This window comes from Tenacibaculum agarivorans, assembly GCF_001936575.1.
GTDB lineage: Bacteria > Bacteroidota > Bacteroidia > Flavobacteriales > Flavobacteriaceae > Polaribacter > Polaribacter agarivorans.
The window spans coordinates 86,536-106,932 of sequence record NZ_MSMP01000004.1; the positions used below are offsets into that span (position 1 = coordinate 86,536).

The 20,397-nt window shown below is 32.8% G+C and carries 18 protein-coding genes and 1 tRNA gene; 3 read left to right on the top strand and 16 right to left on the bottom strand.

Features of this window, described 5'->3' with window-relative positions:
• Positions 1-238: 238 nt before the first annotated feature.
• Both BVC87_RS04200 and BVC87_RS04205 read left to right on the top strand, forming a co-directional pair.
• Positions 239-1,582, top strand: a complete 1,344-nt coding sequence (locus BVC87_RS04200) for a hypothetical protein (protein ID WP_143569711.1) — start codon at positions 239-241, stop codon at positions 1,580-1,582.
• 101 nt (positions 1,583-1,683) lie between these two features.
• Positions 1,684-2,010 carry a hypothetical protein gene (locus BVC87_RS04205; protein WP_075341106.1) on the top strand — a complete coding sequence of 109 codons (327 nt, stop codon included), beginning with the start codon at positions 1,684-1,686 and terminating at the stop codon, positions 2,008-2,010.
• Between the two features lie 140 nt (positions 2,011-2,150).
• Here the strand turns inward: BVC87_RS04205 and BVC87_RS04210 are convergent, their stop codons facing one another.
• From BVC87_RS04210 to mraZ, 16 genes are all read right to left on the bottom strand, one after another.
• Complete coding sequence (locus BVC87_RS04210) at positions 2,151-3,248, bottom strand: helix-turn-helix domain-containing protein (protein ID WP_075341107.1); 1,098 nt, start codon at positions 3,246-3,248, stop codon at positions 2,151-2,153.
• Between the two features lie 154 nt (positions 3,249-3,402).
• Positions 3,403-3,476, bottom strand: a tRNA-Arg gene (locus tag BVC87_RS04215).
• 65 nt (positions 3,477-3,541) lie between these two features.
• Positions 3,542-3,988, bottom strand: a complete 447-nt coding sequence (locus BVC87_RS04220; RefSeq protein ID WP_075341108.1) for a GatB/YqeY domain-containing protein — start codon at positions 3,986-3,988, stop codon at positions 3,542-3,544.
• Positions 3,989-4,075: 87 nt separating this feature from the next.
• Positions 4,076-5,950, bottom strand: coding sequence for a cell division protein FtsZ (ftsZ, locus tag BVC87_RS04225; protein WP_075341109.1), 1,875 nt, complete (start codon positions 5,948-5,950; stop codon positions 4,076-4,078).
• Between the two features lie 38 nt (positions 5,951-5,988).
• On the bottom strand, positions 5,989-7,338 hold the full coding sequence (ftsA, locus tag BVC87_RS04230; RefSeq protein ID WP_075341110.1) for a cell division protein FtsA: 1,350 nt from the start codon (positions 7,336-7,338) through the stop codon (positions 5,989-5,991).
• Positions 7,325-7,990: a cell division protein FtsQ/DivIB gene (locus tag BVC87_RS04235; RefSeq protein ID WP_234974631.1), complete on the bottom strand. Its 666-nt coding sequence runs from the start codon at positions 7,988-7,990 to the stop codon at positions 7,325-7,327. The genes ftsA and BVC87_RS04235 overlap by 14 nt, the downstream gene beginning before the upstream one ends.
• Before the next feature lie 77 nt (positions 7,991-8,067).
• A complete protein-coding gene (gene murC / locus BVC87_RS04240; RefSeq protein ID WP_075341111.1) occupies positions 8,068-9,414 on the bottom strand; it encodes a UDP-N-acetylmuramate--L-alanine ligase in 1,347 nt (448 codons plus the stop codon).
• Positions 9,411-10,505: an undecaprenyldiphospho-muramoylpentapeptide beta-N-acetylglucosaminyltransferase gene (gene murG / locus BVC87_RS04245; protein WP_075341112.1), complete on the bottom strand. Its 1,095-nt coding sequence runs from the start codon at positions 10,503-10,505 to the stop codon at positions 9,411-9,413. The genes murC and murG overlap by 4 nt, the downstream gene beginning before the upstream one ends.
• A gap of 2 nt (positions 10,506-10,507) precedes the next feature.
• Positions 10,508-11,698, bottom strand: coding sequence for an FtsW/RodA/SpoVE family cell cycle protein (locus BVC87_RS04250; RefSeq protein ID WP_075341113.1), 1,191 nt, complete (start codon positions 11,696-11,698; stop codon positions 10,508-10,510).
• A gap of 2 nt (positions 11,699-11,700) precedes the next feature.
• Positions 11,701-13,035, bottom strand: coding sequence for a UDP-N-acetylmuramoyl-L-alanine--D-glutamate ligase (gene murD / locus BVC87_RS04255; RefSeq protein ID WP_075341114.1), 1,335 nt, complete (start codon positions 13,033-13,035; stop codon positions 11,701-11,703).
• Positions 13,035-14,261 carry a phospho-N-acetylmuramoyl-pentapeptide-transferase gene (gene mraY, locus BVC87_RS04260; protein ID WP_075341115.1) on the bottom strand — a complete coding sequence of 409 codons (1,227 nt, stop codon included), beginning with the start codon at positions 14,259-14,261 and terminating at the stop codon, positions 13,035-13,037. The genes murD and mraY overlap by 1 nt, the downstream gene beginning before the upstream one ends.
• Positions 14,262-14,264: 3 nt before the next feature.
• Positions 14,265-15,731, bottom strand: coding sequence for a UDP-N-acetylmuramoyl-L-alanyl-D-glutamate--2,6-diaminopimelate ligase (locus BVC87_RS04265; RefSeq protein WP_075341116.1), 1,467 nt, complete (start codon positions 15,729-15,731; stop codon positions 14,265-14,267).
• Positions 15,732-17,693: a penicillin-binding protein gene (locus BVC87_RS04270; RefSeq protein WP_075341117.1), complete on the bottom strand. Its 1,962-nt coding sequence runs from the start codon at positions 17,691-17,693 to the stop codon at positions 15,732-15,734.
• Between the two features lie 62 nt (positions 17,694-17,755).
• Positions 17,756-18,079: an FtsL-like putative cell division protein gene (locus BVC87_RS04275; protein ID WP_075341118.1), complete on the bottom strand. Its 324-nt coding sequence runs from the start codon at positions 18,077-18,079 to the stop codon at positions 17,756-17,758.
• 1 nt (position 18,080) lies between these two features.
• Positions 18,081-18,980, bottom strand: a complete 900-nt coding sequence (rsmH, locus tag BVC87_RS04280; RefSeq protein WP_075341119.1) for a 16S rRNA (cytosine(1402)-N(4))-methyltransferase RsmH — start codon at positions 18,978-18,980, stop codon at positions 18,081-18,083.
• Positions 18,973-19,434 carry a division/cell wall cluster transcriptional repressor MraZ gene (gene mraZ / locus BVC87_RS04285; RefSeq protein WP_075341120.1) on the bottom strand — a complete coding sequence of 154 codons (462 nt, stop codon included), beginning with the start codon at positions 19,432-19,434 and terminating at the stop codon, positions 18,973-18,975. Before mraZ ends, rsmH begins: the two co-directional genes overlap by 8 nt.
• 198 nt (positions 19,435-19,632) lie before the next feature.
• Here mraZ and BVC87_RS04290 point away from each other — a divergent pair, with 198 nt between their 5' ends.
• Entirely contained in the window at positions 19,633-20,397 is a 765-nt protein-coding gene (locus tag BVC87_RS04290; protein ID WP_075341121.1) for an alpha/beta fold hydrolase, read from the top strand.

A 20,397-nucleotide genomic window follows, 5' to 3' on the forward strand; every position in this document is an offset into this window, starting at 1 on the left:
TACATTTCTATTTCAAAATGGAAATACACACTTATAAATACCAAAACTTCTAATAATGTTTTAGTGCAGTAATACTGAAGTTTTTCATTTTTCTCATTCCTATTTAATACAAACAGGTTATAGGTTATAATTTTTGTCTTAATAGGCTATAAGAATATCTTTTTGGATCAGCTTTTTATAACCTCAACCATTAATTTCATTCACCAAAACAAACATATAATTCTTAAAAATCAATAAGATGAATAATTTAAAATTCCACACGAAAAATTATTTAAAAATAATTTTTCTATTAACTATAATCTGTAAAACACAAACAGTTTTTTCTCAATTACGGTCACCAGAAAGCATATCTTGTAACACAAAAACATTAGTTCTAGTTCCTTCTTTTGAAGGTAATCCAAAGACTAATAACCTTTCCATATCTGGACTTAATCATTCCTTATTATTTGCGCAGTTATTAAACAAACAACTTTCCAATAATTGCATCGACAACATGGCTATATATGCTTTAAGTCCTGATTATAAAGAGAAGCTACAAACTTTAAAGAAAATAGACATGAAACCATTAGAAACCATAGAGCCTTTTGCTGTTTCTCACAAAAAAAGTGTCAATGTAAAATCCTTAAATACATTTTTAAAGGATTTCCATACTAATAAAAGCGATAATTTATTTGTCGTAGGAGCCGACAGCAATACTATAGGAAGGATAATAGACAAAATAGCTCCTTCAAATTCAGACATTAAAAGGTGGCCTCGAAAGAAAGTTGATTATTTAGTGTTGACCAAGGTTAGTTCTGGCAGATATATTTTAAATTATTTTAACGATGGTATAAATCCAAAATCAGAATACCCAGATATAAAAATTCCAAGAACTAAATGCTGCCCAAATCTTCCTGTAACACTTCGAACATCTGTTCCAACTAGTTCAGATTCCTTTACCCCTTATAAAAATCAAACTGTTTACTTCATACGTCATGCAGAAGCGCATCCAGGGGGGCATTTTGAAAATGGAAATTATGTCTGTAGAGGAGAATGGCGTGCGTTAGGTGCAAATACTATTCTTTATAATATAATGGATGGAAAACCAGATTATATTTTTTCTTCTAATCCTACTCAACTAATAGATGGATATTCATATGTTAGACCTTCATTAACCATTGCGCCTTTTGCTATTCAATATGGTTTACCCATAACTCTGGCTAGTTTTGAATGGTATGAATCTGAAAGCCTAGCTAATGCTTTATTCAATAAAAAATCAAAATATTTTAATCATAAAGATAATCAAACCATTATTGTATGTTGGGAACACGGGAATCTGAGAGCGTCTGTAATATCGGTTTTTGAAGAGCTCTATAAAGTACAGATAGCAACAAATAAACATTGCTACTGTGAAACAAGAAGAGAAAACCCTAAACCTGGAGGAAATACAATAATCACCTGTTGGAGAGGTGACAATTATGATTCGGTTTGGATATTAAAAACCGATAATGAAGGTAATCTTACTTTTGCCAATACTTGTGAGCATATACCTACTGAGAAATTACCTACATCCTGTCCTATTTTTAAATCTAATGAACACTAAATATTAAATTTATTTAGCCCACCTGAATTAATAGATCTATATTTTTAAATCAATTCCATTATAATAAAATTTAAAAAACTTATCACTAAAATCAATATATTATGAATAATTATATTTCTTCAGCATCTTTTTCCGTATCAAATTTCCTTACTGGCGCTTCAGCTTTTACTTCAATTGTTAAAGAAGGATACAAAATCCAAGGTTATAGAACATTAGTTGAAAATGTTTCTGGAGGTTCTGCTAAACTTAGCCTTCAGTTTTGGAAAGAAGGAAAACCTCTCGGTAAACCTCATACACTCGAAATTAGTGACTCTAAACCTCCTGGTAATTTCATCATCGCACCTAAATTTGCAACTTTAGTTGTTATTTCATTTGGTGTAATCACCTTTCCTATGGGAACTATTTTACTTAGTGTTTCAGTAAAATAATCTTTACTCCAATTTAAATATAAGAACTTACTTCCTTTGTTAAGATAATAAAATAACAGAGGAGGTTTATCTTTTTCTTAAGTACCAGACTCAATTCTACTAAATATGTTTCATGACTCAGTATAAAACCAAATTAGTCCTTAAAAATTTATTATATCTATCTGATGTACTTCAGAAGGTAAATAACCATAATTCTTTTTAAAAGCTGCTGAAAATTTACTAGGATTAATATACCCAAGTATATTGGCCACGTATGAAATTTTTAGTGAGGGATCTTGTAGAAGCATCTCTTTTGCAGATTCCATCTGTTTTAACTGAAAATACTTAAATAATGAATACCCATAAGTCTCCTTAAAATCATTTTTAAGCTTAGTAGTAGACATTCCTATATCTGATGCCAAATTTTCTATCCCTGGAAAACCTTCAAAGATAGCATCAGAAAGTCTTTTTTCAGCCTTAAGAATTTTTCTTCTACTTGGATTAGTCATAATATCAGACTTTGGTTGAACATCTTTATGTTGCATTTTTTCAATAAAAGTTGACATCAACTCAAGTGTCTGAATTTTTAACTTTAATTTATTGTTCACTCCTTTCTCTCCTTTTGTTAAGATAGTTTTTAAAATAGGAGATGACAAATTATAGGTTGCATTAAAAAGCTCAGGAATAAATAAACTCGTACTATCTGAATGTAACCATTCTTTCATTTTATCACTAGAAAATATTTTATTCTTATTCGTATTATTGTCCAACCATTTCTGAGAAAAATAAATCACAAAAAAAAGTCCTCTAGAGCCCGCAAAATGACCATTAATAGCTTTGTCTCCTGGTTTATGCAACATCCAACCTCTATCTACATTTACCATATTATTAATCAATGAAGACGGTGCTACCCGTCTCGTTTCATTCATGTATAGGCTTAATGTATAATATTCAATAGGTAATGTTGCATCGTAAATCAGCTCATAACTAACATTCTTTTTAAATTTCACATCCGATACTAAAATCCAAAGTCCCTCTTCTAATTCCTCATAATGGCAATCTCCTTCAAAAAAAGGGTTTTTAGCTTGGAATACATTTTTCTTTTCATTTATTTTCACAAAGGGCATCCAACTCATGCTATCAAGCATAATTTTAGGTGAATTGGCCAAGTAGGGTAAAACAAAAAAGCCATCTTTAACGTAAAATAATCGTGTTTTAAATTTTACAATAAACTTTTGTAGTACGGACTTTAATATCATTAATTATTTTTTGAGGGGATATAATGTATTCTAATTTACTATTAAATATTTATCCAACAAAGCTCATTAATTATATACATTTTAAAAATTCAAAGATTAATACTTAACATATATTTAAAAAAAAGAGATCAACTTTATCATTCATCTCTTTTTGTGACCTTGAAGGGAGTCGAACCCCCAACCGCTGGAGCCGAAATCCAGTGCTCTATCCAGTTGAGCTACAAGGCCTATACTTAGTTTTTAAAACAAAAGTCTTTTGGACTATATTAACAAAAAGTCCAAACCAATATGCTTTACGCTAATTTCTGTTTTACAATAGTAGATATTGTTTTTCCATCAGCTTGTCCTGCTAATTTTTTAGAAACAATTCCCATCACCTTTCCCATATCTTTCATTCCTTCAGCATTAACTTCTCCAATTACTTCTATCACCACTTTAGCAATCTCTTCTTCACTTAATGCTTCTGGTAAAAATTGCTCTAAGACTTTAGCTTCTGCCAACTCAGGATCTGCTAAATCTTGACGATTTTGTTCTATAAAAACTTGTGCACTATCTTTTCTTTGCTTTACTTGTTTCTGTACAATTTTTAGCTCTAGATCACTTGATAAATCACCTGCTCCTGACTCTGTTTTAGCTAACATAAAAGCAGACTTTAACGATCTTAAAGCAGTTAAAGCTACGGTATCTTTAGACTTCATAGCTTCTTTAAGCTTATTCATTACTTCTTGTTGTATACTCATTTGTGTTTTTTTTAATCAAAGATACTAAACAATAAAAAAATCCTGAAGAATTCAGGATTTAGTTCTTTGTTTATATTCTTACTGTTATTAATCTACATTATCATGTAAAAAAGAATTATTAGATCGTAAAGGTAAATCGTCAGAGTTTGTATCTAACGGAGTTTGCTTCTCACTAATTTTAGTATTTACATCTAAATCTATACCCAACCTTTTATATGCAGGTTGCTTTTCTATATCGTCTATATTCTGATTTACCTTATCAGAAAACTTATAGTTAAACCCTTTCATTTTCTCTCTTCTTTCTTTTGCTCTTCTCTGTAATTCAGAAATAGTAAGACTTAAAGGAGAACCTTCCGTTTGATCGTCTGAATCCGCTCCAGAGTCATTAGTAGTTCTTACCTCAAACCTTAAGTCTTCCTCTATCTCCTTTTCTATTGCAGGTGTAGAACTTTTACCTATGGTTGGTTGAATATCAAAATCATCTAACACATAACGTTTTTCAACAGCGGGAGTAGATTTAACTTCTTCAAAAACTACATCTAAGTTTTTAATTGCCTCTGTAGTTTTTATAATATCATTATTAGTTGTCTCTGGCTTGATTTCTTCATATGAATTTAATGGTAAATCAAACAATAAGTTCTGCTGAATTGGCGCCTCTACTTCTACTTTCTTCTCTTCAACTTGAGTCATATTTGTAATAATAAACTCTTCTTCTGGCACATCTTTATAACTTACTTCTTCAAATACTACACTTATATCTTTAATTGCCTCAGTAGTTTTCAACAAATTTGGCATTTTCTCTGCTGGTTCTTCAACATCTAAAACATGAACAACCTTGGTATTTGTTGTAGGTCTTGAGATTGGTTCATCAAGAGAAGTAGCTTTAGAAACTTTTTTAGTTTCAAACTCATATGTTGCTTTTTGATTGTCTTCTAAAGTATGTACAATCTTTTTCGTTTCGGTATTGTTAATCGTATTTTGCTGATCTAAAGCAAAACCTGTAGCTACAATAGTAACAGCTAGCCCTTCTTCTAGACTTTCATCCTCTCCAATCCCCATTATAATATTAGCATCATAACCAGCTTCAGTTTGGATATAATCATTAATCTCTCCTATTTCATCTAAGGTAACTTCATTAGTTCCCGAAACAATTAACAATAATACATTTTTAGCTCCTGTAATCTTATTATCATTTAATAACGGAGAATCTAATGCTTTTACAATAGCATTTTTAGCTCTGTTTGCACCAGATTCTTTAGCAGACCCCATAATTGCTGTTCCGCTGTCCGCTAATACCGTTTTAGCATCATGTAAATCGATATTTTGCTTATAGTGATGTGTAATTACCTCTGCTATACCTTTTGCTGCAGTTGCTAATACTTCATCCGCTTTTGAAAACCCTGATTTAAATCCAAGGTTTCCATAAACTTCACGTAATTTATTATTGTTGATAACAATTAAAGAGTCAACATGTTTACGAAGCTCATCTATTCCTTTCTGAGCTTGTTTTGAGCGCATTCTTCCTTCAAATTGAAATGGCATAGTAACGATACCTACCGTTAACACATCCATATCTTTAGCAATTTTAGCAATTATAGGTGCAGCACCAGTACCAGTACCACCTCCCATACCAGCAGTAATAAACACCATTTTAGTTTGCGTGTTTAACATTTGCTGAATTTCTTGAATACTTTCTGCCGCTGCTTGTGCACCTATTTCAGGATTTGCACCAGCACCTAAACCAGATGTTAAGTGTGCTCCTAATTGAATTTTATTAGGTATTGGACTATTTTCTAATGCCTGTGCGTCTGTGTTGCAAATCACAAAATCTACTCCGTGTATTTGCTTATTATACATGTAATTTACGGCATTACTACCTCCACCTCCAACACCAATCACTTTTATTGTGTTTGATTGCGTTTTTGGCATATCAAATGAAATGTTATCAAATTCTGCGCTCATAATAACTCCCCTTTATTATACTTTTTTTACTACTAATTTTATTCTGCGTTATCCAAAAATTCTTTAAATCTTTCTGTGAATTTTTCCAAGAAAGACTTCCCTTTAGGCTTAGGCCTATACACACTCTCTTTTTCTACAGAAGGTTGTTGCACTTCCTCTTCTACACTATTTTGAGCTTCTTCTTTCTCAAAACTATCATTAATAACTACAACATTATCTTCTTTAGTATACTTATCTAAACCTTCCATTAATAATCCTACTGCAGTAGCGTAAGAAGGACTAGACAATACATCATCACTGTCTCCAGCTAAATGTTCATTAGGATAACCTATACGCGTATCCATGCCTGTAATGTATTCAACTAATTGGCGTAAGTGTTTCAATTGAGAACCACCTCCAGTTAATACAATACCTGCAATTAATTTTCCTTTTTGGGTTTCATGTCCATAGTTCTTAATTTCTAGATACACATGTTCTATAATTTCTTGAACTCTTGCATGAATTATTTTAGAAAGATTTTTCAAAGTAATTTCCTTTGGTTCTCTTCCTCTTAACCCTGGAATAGATACTATTTCCGTTTCTTTATTTTCACCTGGCCAAGCAGAGCCAAACTTTATTTTTAATAATTCTGCTTGCTTTTCTATAATAGAGCAACCTTCTTTAATATCTTCTGTAATTACATTTCCTCCGAAAGGAATTACAGCTGTATGACGGATAATTCCATCTTTAAAAATGGCTAAATCTGTTGTTCCACCACCTATATCTATTAAAGCAACACCTGCTTCTTTTTCCTCTTGACTTAATACTGCAGATGCAGATGCTAAAGGTTCTAAAGTGATATCAGATAAATTTAAACCTGCACTTTTTACACATCTTCCAATATTTCTTATAGACGATACTTGTCCGACTACCACATGAAAATTAGCCTCTAGCCTACCTCCATACATTCCTATTGGCTCTTTGATATCTGGTTGACTATCTACCTTAAATTCTTGAGGTAATACATGAATAATTTCTTCACCTGGTAACATAACTAATTTATGCACCTGATTCACTAACATTTCAATATCTTCATCAGTTATTACTTCATCTGGATTAGATCTAGTTATATAATCACTATGATGTAAACTTCTTATATGCTGTCCAGCAATACCAACCACTACCTCACTAATTTTCTGTCCTGAAACACTCTCTGCTTCATCCACAGCTTGTTGAATAGACTGGATTGTTTGTGTAATATTATTTACTACACCTCTTTTCACTCCCAAGCTTTTTGCTTTACCAATACCAAGAATTTCTATTTTATTATATTCATTCTTGCGACCAATCATGGCAACAATCTTGGTAGTTCCTATATCTAAACCAACTGCGATTTTATTGTTCTCCATCTTGATTTTGTTTTGTACATACCACTTGGTTGTGATATTTAACGTTTATTATTTTATACTTATTAATTGTCTTATCCTTTAAAGCTTTATTATAAAAAGCTTTCAGCTTTTTAAATTTTAAATTGACATCAGAATACTTCCCGAAGTAAATTCTATAGTCTCCACTTCGAACGGTAAATACGTACTCGTCTGTGTTTAATTTTTGAATCCCAGTTATTTCTTTTTGGAGAAACTGATCTTTGGAAATAAACAGCACTAATTGTGTTATTTCTTCGATATTTCCTGATAAATTTACTCCACTAATTAAAGGTACGCGTGCAGAAAAGCTATTAGACAAAGGAATTTTAGCTCCTTCTTTATCAATATAATAAGCCTTATTTTCTGAAATAATTCTAGCTATAGGCTCTTTTTGTGTAATATGAGTTTTTAGCACTCCCCCAAGCGTCATAAAAACTCTAGCATTTTCTACGTAAGGATTCGACGAAACCTTCTTTTCTAGGTGGTGTAAATCTATAACTCTTTTTGATTGGTTTTTAACCGTAGCTTGATTTTGTATTAACAATTTATTAACCGACTCATGAGTTAAAAATGGATTTGCTCCTTCATCAAACTCAACTATCACATTTTCAACTACTTTCTTATGATTTCGCACTTTGGTAAAACTGTACAAAAAAAGCAATCCAATTACCAGAAATAACAACACCAAATATTTCATCAATTTCTTCATCATTACAGCTTACATTCTTTAATTAAACCCTCTTTTACTTCCTCTACTAACAACCCAATATCTCCAGCCCCTAACATTACTATAATATTTTTTTTCGATTCTTTTATAACCTCAATAACATTACTTTTCTCAACCAACTGTTTATTATCATGATTAATTTTTTGTAATAACCAATCTGATGTAACTCCTTCTATTGGTAATTCTCTTGCTGGATAAATATCTAACAATACAATTTCATCAAATTTAGAAAGTGAAACAGCAAAATCATCAGCAAAATCTTGCGTTCTACTATATAAATGAGGTTGAAAAACCACTAGCACTTCTTCTTCTGGATACATTTCTCTTACTGCTTGCTCTACTGCATTAATTTCAGTAGGATGATGTGCGTAATCATCAATTAAAACAAAATCATCAGTTTTAATTTTATACGAGAACCTACGTTGTACACCTGAAAAACTAAATAATCTATCTTTAATCTCTATCAATGAAACCCCATATACATCAGCCATTGCTATAGCAGCTAGAGCATTCATAATATTATGACGACCAGGTAAATGAAACTTAATATTTATAATCTTATCTTTTGGTGTTTTTACATCAAACACATAAGTCCCTCTTTCCACTCTAAGATTGTAAGCCGTATAATCTGCCTCTTGTTCAATTGCATAGGTCAGCCCGTTAATTGGTAACCCTTTAGCTACAATTAGTTTGTGAGCAACTTTACTAGTAAATTCTTTAAACGAATCTAGCAATGCTTGATGTTCTCCATAGATATCTAAATGATCTGCATCCATGGAAGTAATACATGCCACATCAGGAGAAAGATGCAAAAATGAACGATCAAATTCATCTGCTTCAACCACTGAAACTTTATCTTTTCCTAAGATTAAATTTGAATTATAATTCTCCGCAATACCACCTAAAAACCCAGTAGCTCCAACTGGTTGCATAATATGACCTAAAATAGAAGATGTTGTTGTTTTACCATGTGTTCCTGAAACCGCCAAACAATAAGTATTCTCAGTGATCTTACCTAAAATTTCTGCTCTTTTTAATACTTTGAAATTATTATTCAAGAAATACTCAAGTTCTGAATGTACTTTAGGTATTGCAGGAGTATATACAACTAACGAATCTTCTGTGTCTAAGAAATCATCTGACACTTGTTTAATATCATCTGTAAAATGAATAGAAATACCTGATTTTTGTAAACTATCAGTTATTGGCGAAGGCGTCTTATCATACCCCTCCACTTTCTTTCCATTTGCATGGAAATACCTAGCTAAGGCACTCATTCCAATACCTCCAATTCCAATAAAATAAACGTTATGTATCTCTTTTAAATTCACTTCTTAATCAGTCTTTCTACTTCGTTTACAATATGAGTTGTTGCATTAGGCAATGCTAACGCTTTTATATTTTCACTTAAACTTTCTTGTTTTCCTTTATCTTTCAACAATGTTTCAAACACCACCGGAAATGTATGCAATTCATCTTCTTTCAACATAATAGCTCCATGCTTATCTACTACAGACTTTGCATTCTTCGTTTGGTGATCTTCAGCAACATTAGGAGAAGGAATAAATAACGTTGGTTTTCCTACTATACACAATTCTGAAACTGAACTTGCACCGGCACGAGAGATTACAAAATCAGCTGCTGCGTATGCTAAATCCATTCTATTCAAAAATTGATGCACCTGTATATTTTCTTCAGTATTATATGTTTTATATTCCTCGTAATACAATTTACCACATTGCCATATGACTTGTAATTCTTGTCCTTTTAAAAACTCTAATTCTGTTGCTACCAACTGATTTATCCTTCTTGCTCCTAAACTTCCTCCGATAACTAAAACCGTTTTCTTTTTTTTATCTAGTTTAAAAAACGCTAAAGCCTCTTCTTTTTTTGTATGGATTAACAGCAAATCTTGTCGAACAGGATTACCAGTTTTCACTATCTTTTCAATAGGAAAAAATCGTTCCAAATTATCATAGGCTACACAAATTTTATCTGCTTTTTTACTTAATAATTTATTTGTAATTCCTGGATATGAATTTTGCTCTTGTACAACTGTTGGAATTCTTTTTCTACTTGCCATTATAAGCGCCGGACCACTTGCATAACCTCCTGTACCTATAGCCACATCAGGCTTAAAACGATTGATAATTACATTCGCTTTCCATAAACTACTCAGTAATTTAAACGGAAATAAGATGTTTTTTAACGTTAACTTTCTTTGAATACCTGAAATCCAAAGCCCTTTAATTTCATAACCCGCTTTAGGCACCTTTTCCATCTCCATCTTACCCTTAGCTCCAATAAACAAAATTTTAGCGTTTGGATAACGCAACTTTAGCTCATTAGCTATTGCGATAGCAGGATAAATATGACCTCCTGTACCTCCTCCACTTATGATTATGTTTATTGACTTTTCCATATTTATATTGTTTCGTGTAAAATATCTAACGGATTATCATCTAAAATCGACTCTTCAGTTTCATGTTTTGACGCACTCACACTTAACACCATTCCTAATGCAAAACAGGTCATCCAAATTGATGTACCCCCACTACTAATTAATGGTAATGTTTGTCCTGTTACTGGAAATAAATTCACTGCCACTGCCATATTTATAATCGCCTGAAAAACGATCGGCAAACCTACACCAATTACTAATAAAGTTGCAAAGATTGTTGTTGCTTTTTTTGCTGCAATTACAATCCTGAATAACAATAAGAAATACATAAAAATGACAAACAACGCTCCCATCATACCATACTCTTCTACAATAATTGCATAAATAAAATCGGAAGATGATTGTGGTAAAAAATTCTTTTGTACACTTTTTCCCGCTCCTTTACCAAAAGCCCCACCAGTAGCTATGGCTATTTTTGCTTTTTCTACTTGATAATTTTCTGGCGCTTCTTTTGAATTTATAAAGCCATCTATTCTTTTTTCCCAAGTATCTACTCTATTCTTCATTAAACCAGGAAACGCTTTCACCACAAGAATAAATAATCCGAGTGCAACGATTCCCATTCCTAAAATATTAGCTATGTATTTTAAAGGATACCCTCCTATGAATACCAATATTAAAATCATTGAAAAAATAATAGCCGTTGTTGAAAAGTTTGCAGGAAGAATTAATAGCAGCACCATACCAACCGGTAACCATAACTGCAATAAACTCTCTCTAAAAACAATTTCTTTTTCTTTATTTTTAGCCAAATATCTAGCTACATACACTAACGCCACCAATCCTGCTAATGTAGACGTTTGAAAACCAACTCCAACAAACGGTATATGTATCCATCTACTAGCGTTAGCGCCGCCAATAGTTGTTCCTTGTGCTAATGTTACAATAAGCAACAAAACAACTATTGGAAACATTAACACCGACCCTCCGCTAAAATATCTGTACGGAATTTTATGTACACCATATAAAATTCCAAACCCCATAATTAACAACGCAATGTGCTTAATTAAATGCCCTGTGGTTGAACCATTTCCTACCACATACACTAAATTAGTGCTTGCGCTATACACTGGCATGAAAGATAGAATTGCCAAAATAGCAACGATAGCCCAAATAGCTCTATCTCCTTTTATATGTTTAAATATCGTTTTCAATATTATAAGTTTCTTACTGCGTCTTTAAACTGCCTTCCTCTATCTTCGTAACTTTCAAATAAATCAAAACTCGCACAAGCTGGCGACAACAGAACTGTTTCCCCTTTTTGTGCAATTTTATGAGCGACTTTCACTGCTTCATCTGCACCTGCTGTTTCTACTATTATATCTACTACATTTTGGAATGTTTCAATAATTTTTCGATTATCTAAGCCTAAACAAACAATACCTTTAACTTTCTCTCTAACTAATGGTAACAAATCCGAATAGTCATTTCCTTTATCAACTCCTCCTACAATCCAAACTGTTGAACCATCCATACATTCTAGCGCATAATATGTTGCATTTACATTTGTTGCTTTACTATCATTTATATAGGTAACCCCCTCAACTTTGATTACTTTTTCTAAACGATGTTCCGCTCCTTCAAAACCTGACATACTTTCTGTAATCTTTTCATTACGTACTTTTAAAAGTTTTGCAGCCAACATTGAAGCCATTGCATTTTTAGTATTGTGCTTACCTTGTATCCTTAAATAAGATGTATTCATTATAAATTCCTCTTCGTTTATTCTAATTATTATATCACCACCCTTCTTAAAAGCTCCATAATTCAATTCTTTTGTGATTGAAAACGGAACCAATTGTGATTGAACAGGATGTAAATTCAACCAATTTGTTATCACCTCGTCATCAGCATCATAAATCAAATAATCATCTTTTATTTGATTCATTACGATTCTAAATTTTGAAGCGATATATTTATTAAAATCATAATCATATCGATCTAGATGATCAGGAGTAATGTTTGTAATCATGGCAATATGACATCGAAAGCGATCTATTCCGTCTAACTGAAAACTACTTAACTCTAACACATAGTTTTCATAACTTTTTTGTGCCACTTGCAACGCAAAACTATCTCCAATATTCCCTGCTATTCCTACATCTAATCCTCCATTTTCCAAAAGATGATGCGTAAGCATTGTTGTTGTAGTTTTACCATTAGATCCGGTGATCCCTACAATAGTTGCGTCTGTATACTCAACTGCAAATTCGATTTCAGAAATCACTTTAATCTCTTTAGCAATCAACTGTTGAATTAAAGTAACTTTATCAGGAATACCTGGGCTTTTCATTACTATATCAGCATTCATAATTTTACTTTCTGTATGCTGATTTTCCTCAAAATCTATCTCATTATGTATAAGAACTTTTTTATAATTTTCTTTTATTTCTCCCCTATCTGAAACAAAAACCTGAAAACCTTTTTGCTTTCCTAGAATAGCTGTCCCTATTCCGCTTTCTCCACCACCTAATACAACTAACCTCTTCATTATCTCAGTTTAAGTGTAACTATTGTAAACACCGCCAATAGAATTCCAACAATCCAAAAACGATTGACAATTTTACTTTCGTGATAATTCAACTTTTGATAATGATGGTGTAATGGTGACATTTTAAAGATTCTTTTTCCTTGACCATATTTCTTCTTCGTATATTTAAAATAAGATACCTGCAGAATAACCGATAAATTTTCAGCTACAAAAATTCCTGCTAAAACCGGTAGTAATAACTCTTTTCGAATTGCAATTGCAATCACAGCAATTATTCCACCTATAGTCAAACTTCCAGTATCTCCCATAAACACTTGCGCAGGATAAGTATTATACCATAAGAACCCTATTAGTGCACCAGCAAAAGCAGCCACAAAAACAGTCATTTCACCAGAATTAGGGATATACATTACATCTAAATAATCGGCAAAAATGATATTTCCAGACACCCAAGTAAAAATAGCCAGTGTTACCACCATTATAGCTGAAGAACCTGCAGCTAAACCATCAATTCCGTCAGTTAAATTCGCACCGTTTGATATCGCGGTGACAATAAAAATGACAATTGGAATAAATATTAACCAAGCATACTTTTGATATCCATCACCTAAAAAACTTAACGCTTTAGCGTATTCTAATTCATTATTCTTTAGAAATGGCACCGTAGTTTTTGTAGATTTATGAGCCTCTCCATACACCTTTTTCTTCCCATTTTCCATTACCACTTGTTCTGATTCTGGCAAATGTTCTTTAATAGTTACACCTGGATGGAAATACAACATAGCCCCAACAATTACACCTAAACCTACTTGACCTATGACTTTAAAAATTCCTTTAAGACCTGCTTTGTCTTTTTTAAACACCTTGATATAGTCATCTGTGAAACCGATTAACCCCATCCATATCGTAGTAATGACAAGAATTACCACATAAATATTTTCTAGTTTAGCAAAAAGCAACACCGGAATTAAAGTTGCCATAATAATGATAACTCCTCCCATAGTAGGTGTTCCAGATTTTTGCATCTGTCCTTCTAGCCCTAAATCTCGAATACTCTCCCCTACTTGTTGTCTTCTTAAAAAATTGATAATTCTTTTCCCAAAAATTGCAGAGATCAACAACGAAAATATAAACGCAGCTGCCGAGCGAAATGTAATAAACTGAAATACACTTGCACCAGTTAAATTGAATTCATTTTCTAAGTATTGAAATAAATAATACAACATGCTTTATATTTTTTTTAATTGATTAAAACAATGTTTCACTTCTTCTAAATCATCAAAATGATGTCGTTCTCCATTAATTTCTTGATAATTTTCATGCCCTTTACCAGCTACTAGGATAATATCACCAGGTTTTGCTAGTTTACATGCTGTTTTTATCGCCTGCTTTCTGTTTACAATTGAAATAGTTTTCCTAAAATTTTCAGGAGAAACCCCAGCTTCCATTTCATCTATAATAGTTTGCGGGTCTTCTGTTCTTGGATTATCTGATGTAAACACCACCTGACTACTTAATTGAGAAGCAATATTTGCCATTTTTGGCCTCTTACTCTTATCTCTATCTCCTCCACATCCAACAACCGTAATCACATTTTCATTACCTGTACGAATATTATTGATTGTTTCTAATACATTTTTCAATGCATCAGGCGTATGTGCATAATCTACAATTGCTGTGATTTTATCATTAGAAATCACGTATTCAAATCGTCCACTAACGCTTTCTAGTTCACTAATTGTTTTTAAGGTTTCTAATTTCTCCAATCCTAACAAATCACAAACTCCGTATATAGCCAGCAAGTTGTATGCATTAAAATCACCTATCAGCTTAGACCACACCTCTACTCCGTTAATAGTAAGCAATGAACCCGAAAAACTTTTTTCTAAAATTTTCGCTTTATAATCTCCAAGGGTTTTTAAGGCATAGGTTTTCTTACTTGCCTTAGTATTTTGCAACATAATCACCCCATTTTTATCATCAATATTCGTTAATGCAAAAGATGATTTTGGTAAATGATCAAAGAATGATTTTTTTACGTCTCTGTATTCTGCAAATGAATTATGATAATCGAGATGATCATGCGATAAATTGGTAAACACACCTCCAACAAACTCCAACCCTTCTATTCTACTTTGATGAATTCCATGTGAACTTACTTCCATGAAACAATATTCCACTCCTTCATCTACCATTTTTGCTAAATAACTATTCAACATTAAAGGATCTGGAGTTGTATGTGTCGCATTATACTCATCAACATCTACCATTATTTTAACCGTAGACAATAAACCTGTTTTATACCCTAACTTTTGAAACAACTGATATAATAATGTAGTTACAGTAGTTTTTCCATTAGTACCTGTTACTCCTATCAGTTGTATTTTTTTAGATGGATTATCATAATAATTAGCAGACATATACGCTAACGCTTTATTTGCATCAGCTACTTCAACATAAGTAATTCCTTCCACCTTAGTTTCAGGCAAATCTTCACAAACAATTACAACAGCTCCTAAATCGATAGCCTTATCTATAAACTGATGCCCATCTACATTCACCCCTCTTTGAGCTACAAACACATCGTTTTTTGCAACCTTTCTACTATCAAAAGCAATTGCATTAATTCCTATGTTAGTATCACCAAACACTGAATTAACACTTACTCTATACAATATGTCTTTAACTATTTTCAATTATGATAATTTTAAATATACTGTTGCTCCTTTAGTTATTTTTTCTCCTTTATTTATAGATTGCTCCATAACTTTTCCTACACCGGAAATCTTCACCTTTAACCCCATATTTTCTAGAATTGAAATTGCATCCATCGCTGACATCCCAACTACTCTTGGCATAATTGTTTTATACTTATTTAAAACCGTGTAATACGAGTTATAATCCTTACTTATCGAAGCCGTTACTACTGAATCTGTTACTTTTTGAACACTAGATGGTGTAGATGTATATATTTTATGTGCTATTTCTTTAAATACTGGAGCCGCAACCTTAGCACCATAATACCCTTTCATAGGATCAGGTTCATGAATAACAACAATACAAGAATACTCCGGCTCTTCCACTGGAAAAAAACCTGCAAAAGAAGCCACATATTTTTGATTCGAATAATAGCCTCCTTCCCATTCTCCTTTAGAGTTCTTTCTTCTAGGAATGAATTTTTTTGCAGTACCTGTTTTTCCTGCCATAGAAAAATTAGGAGAATAAATATCTTTTGCGGTACCTTTTTTCACCACATTCTCCATCACTTTTGTCACCTTATCTATAGTAATCTGCTTAGCAATTCTCTTTTTAACAACTACCTTATCAAACTCCTTTACCGTTTTACCTCCAGTTTTTAATGCCTTAACAAAGCGAGGTTTTACTAATTCTCCATTATTCGCAACTGCATTGTAAAACATTAATATTTGTAATGGAGTTAACGAAACACCATATCCCCACGACATCCATTCTAAAGCAATTGGACTCCAGCTTTTACCTTTCGGAGTCGGAATAAAAGGCTCTCCTTCACCAACTATCTTAACACCGGTTTGCTGATCTAAACCAAACTGTCTGATTCTTTTTAAAAACTTTTCTGGATTGCGATCATAATGTTTTTGAATTGTTTTTACAATACCCACATTAGAAGAGACCTCAAAAACTCTAGCTAAAGATATTTTTCCATATCCATCCCACTGACTATCTTCTACTTTCTTATTATTAATAAAAATCTTTCCTTTCTCAGTATCTACTACCTCAGAAGTATCTACTACCTTATCTTCCAAAGCAGCCATTAAACTTGCTAATTTAAAAGTAGAGCCCGGCTCATGACTTTCCCAAACAGCATAGTTCCTTTTCTCGTAATATCTTCCATTAGACGTTCTTCCCAAATTCGAAATAGCCTTAATTTCACCAGTAGCAGTTTCCATCACTACAGCACAACCATGGTCTGCTTCAAAATACTCTAATTGCTTTAACAACGCATAGTGCGTAATATCTTGCATATTTACATCAATCGTTGTAATAACATCCTTACCATCTTCAGGTTCCTTTTCATTAGTATCACTTAATGGCTTCCATTGTCCTTTTGCTATCTTCTGCTTTAATCTCCATCCATTTTTCCCTTCCATATAATCAGAAAAAGCCCCTTCAATTCCTGCTCCTCCTCTATGATCACTATAACCTACTGTTCTTTCTGCTATTTTACCAATTGGATGTTCTCTTACTGTTTTTCTTTCCGCAATAAAACCTCCTCTATACACGCCTAAATTGAATATAGGAAAGCTTTTCATCCTCATATAATCATTATATCCTAAGTTTTTAGCAATTAATAAATATCTATTTCTTTTTTGCTTAGCTTCACGTAGTTTCTTCTCATAATACTTAGGCGTTCTCCCTAGCATATCAGACAACTCTTCGGTTAAGGCTGCAATATTTTTCTCAAAAACCCTATCCTTAACAGACATTACATCCATTCGGATAGTATAATTAGACACAGAGGTAGCTAATAAGTTCCCATCCCCCGCATACACATTCCCTCTATTTGCCGCTATCGTATCGTTTTTAATTGTAGTTTCTAGAGCAAGCTTCTTATACTTCTCTCCTTTCACATACTGTAGTTCGAAAACTCTCCCCCCAACAACCAACAGAAAAAGCGACATTAAAACCGCAACGATGTACAACTTATTTAATATGCTTTTTTTAACTACTGACAATCTTTTATTTATTTAATTACTACTTTTATTTTTTGTGGCGGTTCTTGTGCCGGTTCTAATCCTGTTGAAGAAACTTTTTTCCGTATTGCACTTTCTAATTTCATCCGCATTAAAATGGTACTTGTATCCACATACTCCGCTCTCAACTCTCTTTTTACCCTATTCAACTCAGCTATCCTCACCACTTTCTCATCAATAGAATGTGCACTCCATATCATCACCAACAATAACCCAACAACAAAAATGATGATCCTCCAATTTTTTGCTGCAGAGTCGTCCGTTAAAAAACTCCCTCTTAACACATCATATATTCCCCCTGAATTTTCTGCCATATTATAATTTCTTTGCTATTCTCAACTTAGCACTTCTAGCTCTATTATTGGCTTGTATCTCTTCATGAGTAGGAATAATTAACCCTCCTACCTTTTTTAACGGAACATCTACATTCCCAAAAAAATCTTTTTCCGGCTCGCCTTCAAACAATCCAGTTCTTATAAACCTTTTCACCAATCGATCTTCTAACGAATGATATGAAATCACACTTAACCTACCTTCTTCAACCAATAACTCTGGCGTTTGATTTAAAAACTCCTTCAACACCTCTAACTCTTCATTCACCTCAATCCTGATAGCTTGATATATTTGAGCCAAAATCTTATGCTCTTTCATTTTAGGCAAAAACCTTTTCAACACTTCTTTTAACTCAAAACTCGTTTCTATCTTTTTATCTTTTCTCGCCTCTACTATTCTTTTAGCTATCGCTCTAGAGTTCCTCAACTCCCCATAGTAATACAACACATTAGCCAACTTCTCTTCTTCATATGTATTAATCACTTCTTTCGCTGAAATCTTAGCTTCTTGATTCATCCTCATATCCAACTCTCCATCGAAACGAATAGAAAACCCTCTAGAAGCTTCATCAAACTGATATGAAGACACCCCTAAATCTGCCAAGATACCATCCACCTTTTTCACTCCATAAAAACGCAAGAACCTACTGATGTATCTAAAATTTTCACCAATCAACACAAATCGCTCATCATTAATTTCATTTTGCTTCGCATCTACATCCTGATCAAAAGCAAACAAACGCCCTTTCTCTCCTAATCTTTTTAAAATTTCTTTAGAATGCCCTCCTCCTCCAAAAGTCACGTCTACATACACCCCATCTTCTCTAATATCTAGCGCATCTACACTTTCTTTAAGCAATACTGATTCGTGATAACTACTCATCTATTTCAAAATTTCCCATTACTTCCTCAGCTAAATCTGCAAAATCAGTAGCTGAATCTTCTATTACTTTTTCGTACTTCTCTTTATCCCAAACCTCAATAATATTTACTGCACTTGATAACACCACTTCTTTTGTAATACCAGCAAACACACATAAATCTTTTGGGATTAAAATTCTTCCAGTTGCATCAACATCAACAACCTTTACCCCTGCAGTAAACCTTCTAATGAAGTCGTTATTTTTCTTCACAAAACGATTTAACTTATTGATTTTACTCATCATCGCATTCCATTCCTGCATTGGATACAATTCCAAACAAGACTGAAAAACAGAACGTTTGATAACAAAACCTTCTTGTAACACAGGAGACAACTGCTTCTTTAAATTAGATGCAATCATAAGCCTGCCTTTAGCATCAGCTTTACACTCATATGTACCAATAAGGTTTACCAAGATTAACTATATAGTATTACAAAACTAAAAAATATTTACCACTTTTTACCACTTTTTACCACATTGTTAATAAATTATACCACAACTCAATAGATAAAGAACCTTAACCTATATTAATGATGTTGAAAACCATACTTTAAAAGAAAATTGACTTGTAACAAAAAAGGTTTATTTTTGCGTCTAGCCAAATGTTAGCTAATGACAAATTTTTTAAAGAAAGAAGATAAATTTACTTACGCGGAAGCTGGTGAAGGTAGACCTATAATTGTACTACATGGTTTGATGGGTGCATTAAGTAATTTTGACAACACCTTTAATTATTTTTCTGAAAGAGGATATCAAGTACTTATACCTGAATTACCTCTTTACACATTACCTGTGTTGAAGACAAATGTTAAAAATCTTGCTAAATTTTTACACGACTTTATTGAGTTTAAAAATTTAAAAGATGTTGTTTTATTAGGAAATTCTTTAGGAGGCCACATTGCTTTATACTATATTAAGCATTATCCTCAAGATGTTTCTGCTTTAGTACTAACTGGAAGCTCTGGTTTATATGAAAATTCTTTAGGTAGCAACTACCCTAGACGTAGTGATAAAGGATTTGTTCGCACTAAAACAGAAGAAGTTTTTTATGATAAAGCTATCGCAACAGATGAATTAGTAGATCAAGTCTACGAGGTAATTAACGATAGAAATACGTTAGTCAAAACTTTAGCTATTGCCAAAAGTGCTGTTCGACATAACATGGCCAAAGATTTACCAAACATGAATCAGCCTACTTGCTTAATTTGGGGTAAAAACGACACTGTTACACCACCTGAAGTAGCTGAAGATTTCCACAAACTTCTTCCTGATAGTGAATTGTTTTGGATTGATAAATGTGGACACGCCGCTATGATGGAACATCCACAGGAATTTAATGAGATTTTAGAAGATTGGTTTAAAAAACGTAACATTTAG